The 3,935-nt window shown below is 39.6% G+C and carries 4 protein-coding genes; all 4 read left to right on the top strand.

Going from position 1 to position 3,935, the window contains the following annotated elements; genetic code table 11:
• The coding region (gene metG, locus ACESM9_RS14930; protein ID WP_373000502.1) for a methionine--tRNA ligase subunit beta at nucleotides 1-460 on the top strand (460 nt) is incomplete at its 5' end.
• Nucleotides 461-1,480: 1,020 nt separating this feature from the next.
• Nucleotides 1,481-2,248 (top strand): TatD family hydrolase, encoded by a 768-nt coding sequence (locus ACESM9_RS14925; RefSeq protein ID WP_373000499.1) that lies wholly within the window; start codon nucleotides 1,481-1,483, stop codon nucleotides 2,246-2,248.
• Nucleotides 2,249-2,439: 191 nt separating this feature from the next.
• A complete protein-coding gene (locus ACESM9_RS14920; RefSeq protein WP_373000497.1) occupies nucleotides 2,440-3,540 on the top strand; it encodes a 3D domain-containing protein in 1,101 nt (366 codons plus the stop codon).
• Nucleotides 3,541-3,753: 213 nt separating this feature from the next.
• On the top strand, nucleotides 3,754-3,935 hold a 182-nt coding region (locus ACESM9_RS14915; RefSeq protein WP_373000506.1), incomplete at its 3' end, for a toprim domain-containing protein.

The following is a 3,935-nucleotide window of genomic DNA, read 5'->3' as shown; positions in this document are numbered from 1 at the left end:
GGGAACAAAGGTGGAAAAAGGAGGTATAATTTTCCCAAGGGTTGAATTCGGAAAGGAAGAGGAATCAACTACTAATGCAAAAGAAACGGCTAAAGCTAAGCCTGAATCCAAAGCGAAGGATGAAGTTAAGGCTAAGCCGGAGATCACCATTGATGATTTCGCTAAGCTGGATCTAAGAGTGGCCAAGGTAATAGGCTGTGAAAAGGTAAAGGGAGCAGATAAGCTTTTGAAATTGGAATTGGAAGTCGGTGAAGAGAAGAGACAGGTGGTATCAGGCATAGCAGAATATTACAAGCCTGAGGATTTGATAGGCAAAAGCGTAGTAATTGTATATAACCTGAAACCTGTGAAGCTTCGTGGGGTTGAATCCAAGGGAATGATACTGGCGGCATCAAATGACGAGGAGCTGACCATAGTATCGCCTTTGACAGAAATTGCTTCCGGATCAACAGTAAACTGATAGTCACTGCAGCTGCTACAAAGCCAATCTAAGTAATATATAATATCGCATAAGTTATTAACTTTGATGACTCTAATGCTCATCTAAAAGAGAATTCTAACGGCGCAAAACGGGCATCCATGCCCTATGCTTCGCCGGTTGCGCCTAGCGCGACCTCCGTGTCGCGCTTACGAATTCTCTAATTTAAATTTCGCAAAGAGTCATTAACAAAGTTAACAAAAATGCTCTCTTATATATCACTTAGATTTCACTGTATAGAAGATAGCTATAGTGCCTGAAGAATAAGCATATGTGCAATTTTTGTTGCGTTGCCTAGGGTATTTCTTTTCCGTCCTGGCACGAGGCACGAGATATTAGGGTATTCCTCTTTGGATATAAGATCCTTTGCTTGCCGCTCAAGATAACAATTGTTGTATCAAAGAAAGCTATAGTAAGTTCATATAAGATATGTGCTGAGGATATTTTGTGAGCTTTGTTATAGTTCTTAGCGAAGAGCGAACTAAAAAAGTCGTAAGGCTGGCATGGACGCCAGCCTAGGCATCCAGGACATGGAGGTCCTTTGGGTGCCGTTAGGCTTTTTGTGAGATCAAGCTATAGAACTATCAAAGCGAACTTTCATATCTGAAGCACATATCTAATATGCAGATACTGTAGCGTTCTCCTATACTATAGATTTCACTGTATCTTAGAAAACTACATTGTCAAAATCAATAACCTTGTGAGCTGCACATATGTTTATTCATCAGGCACTATAGTATACTAGAAAGGAGCAAATAACCAAAAGGAATGCACTAGGCAACGTACTCACCCTTTAGTGTATTTTAGTGAATCTTCAGTGTCTTTTAGTGGTTTTTAATAATACCTCACCGTGTTGATCCGTGGATTGAGCCGTGATAATCCGTGTTCCTCAAAAAGACCCCAGAGGAATACTCAAAGATAAAAGACCAGTGACCAGAGACTAGAGACTAGTGACTAGACCCAAGAGTAATACCCTAAGCAACGCAAAAGGAGGTCAGCTAAATGCTTTTTGATACACATGCCCACTTGGATGACAGCAAATTCGATGGTGACAGAGACTCTGTCATTGCAAAGTGCAAAGAAGAAGGAGTTGAGCTCATACTCAATGCAGCCAGTAATTTAGCTACATCAATAAAGGCCATAGCCTTGGCTAAGAAATATGATTTCATATATGCTTCAGTGGGAGTTCATCCCCACGATGCTTCGGAAATGGATGAAAATAGCTGCCAAGTACTGGCTGAGCTGGCAGAGAAGAATAATAAGGTCAGAGCTATTGGCGAAATAGGTCTGGACTATTACTATAACCATTCTCCCCGGGATGTCCAGAAAAAGCGATTTGCAGAGCAGATAGATCTTGCTAAACAGCTTGGTCTTCCTGTCATAATTCATGACAGGGATGCCCACGAAGATACCATGAATATCCTGAAAAAATCAGGAGTTAAGCAAGTAGGGGGAGTACTTCACAGCTTCTCCGGCAGTGTGGAGATGATGAGAGAATGTCTTAAGCTGAATATGTATATATCATTATCCGGGCCTGTCACATTCAAAAATGCCAGAAAAACAGTAGAAGTAGCCCAACAAGTACCCTTGGATATGCTACTAATAGAAACCGACAGCCCCTATCTTACTCCTGTACCCCACAGGGGAGAAAGAAACTATCCGGGTTATGTGAAACATGTGGCGGATAAGATAGCTGCCTTAAGAGATATGGACTTTGAAGAAATAGCCCAAATAACATTAGAAAACGGGAAGCGGCTTTTTAAGATTTAAGCTGCTTAAATAAAATTTGCCAACCTTTTTTATCAATAAGTGTAATCTATATCATACATCAATAATATTATGGTATATAATCTCCAAAAATTGTACAGAATACTAAGGACTATGCATAAAAATATGTAAAGTTTGACAATTGGGATAAAAAATTATAAAATATGCTTGTTGATTAAGAAGGAGGGTAATTAATGGAAATAAACTTTCCCAGGCTAAGAAGTTTATTTTCTTCCCAGAAGGAATGGCACTATAAAAATGGACAGCTTAAACATAGATTTAAGAAATCTGTTTACGCAGGAGCTGCCATACTAGCTGTTCTTGTTTTGGTTTTGGCTGCATTAACTATTTATAATATAGTGAAGAAGGATATAGTAATTGCAGACGGGGATCAGGAGATAAATATCAGTACCTTTAAGTCTACAGTGGCTGAAGTTATTGCAGAAAAAGGTATTGAAATAGGTCCTGATGACAGACTTGCAGTAAATCCTAATCAAAAACTTGCTGACCATATGAGGATAGAAATAAAAAGAGCAAAGCCTATAATGATAATAACTCAGGAAAGAGATATACTGCTTCATACCCTTGCTGAAACTGTTGGCGAAGCAATTGAAGAAGCAGGTGTTACACTCGGTATACTAGACAAAGTAGAACCCGGAATGGATACACCTATTAAGAACATTGATAATATAAATATTCTAAGGGTTGAAGAGAGAATAATAACCGAGACAGAAACCATACCTTTTGAAAATCAAATAAAAGAAAACGAAAACCTTGAAAAAGGTCTTGCAAGAGTTATTACGAAAGGCAAGGATGGAAAGAAAGAAACTTCTATTAAAATAGTTTATGAAAATGGAGAAGAAACTAAAAGAGAAATTATTGACGAAAAAATAATACAGGAGCCTGTAGCAGGAGTTATAGAAGAAGGAACTAAAACCACATTGGTTTCTTCGAGAGGCACTGTCACACGCTTTGTTAAAGCTATGGAAATGGTAGCCACTGCTTATGATGCAACCTTTGCCAGCACAGGCAAGCATCCGGATCATCCGCAGTATGGTATAACCAGGTCCGGGCTTAGAGTAAGACCGGGAATAGTAGCAGTAGATCCCAAGGTTATACCATTGGGGACCTGGCTCTATGTAGAAGGTTATGGAGAAGCATTGGCAGCAGATACAGGCGGCGCCATAAAAGGAAACAGAATAGACCTGTACTTTGAATCCCCGGATGATGTAGCCAAATATGGGAAAAGAAAAATAAAAGTATATATACTGGATAAACCAAAATATAAATTTTAATAGTCTATGGTGCGGGGACGCAACCCTTCAGGCGGGTCATGACTTGCCGAGGAATGTTCCTGATGCTGTAGCTACAGATTACCAAGGTTAGGTGGACACATCATTGTATGGTGTGTCCTTTTGCTCTGCTACGCGGTTATTCATTGTCGCGGTATGTCCCTGATGTTGAAGTTAAAGTTTACAAAGAATATGAACAATTTTGGGGGAAGAAGATTGATTAAAGAGTGTATAGTTGTAGAAGGGAAAAATGATGCGGCTGCTGTTAAAAGGGCAGTTGATGCAGACATAATAATAACCAGCGGTTTTGGGATCACAGGGGAGACCCTAAGATTGATAAAAACCGCAGCTGAAAAAAGGGGAGTAATAGTACTTACAGATCCGGATTTCATGGGGGA

This window comes from Lutispora sp., from assembly GCF_041687175.1.
Taxonomy (GTDB): Bacteria; Bacillota; Clostridia; order Lutisporales; family Lutisporaceae; genus Lutispora.
The sequence above is the reverse complement of the archived record's forward strand: the minus strand, read 5'-3'. Positions and strand labels throughout refer to the sequence as shown.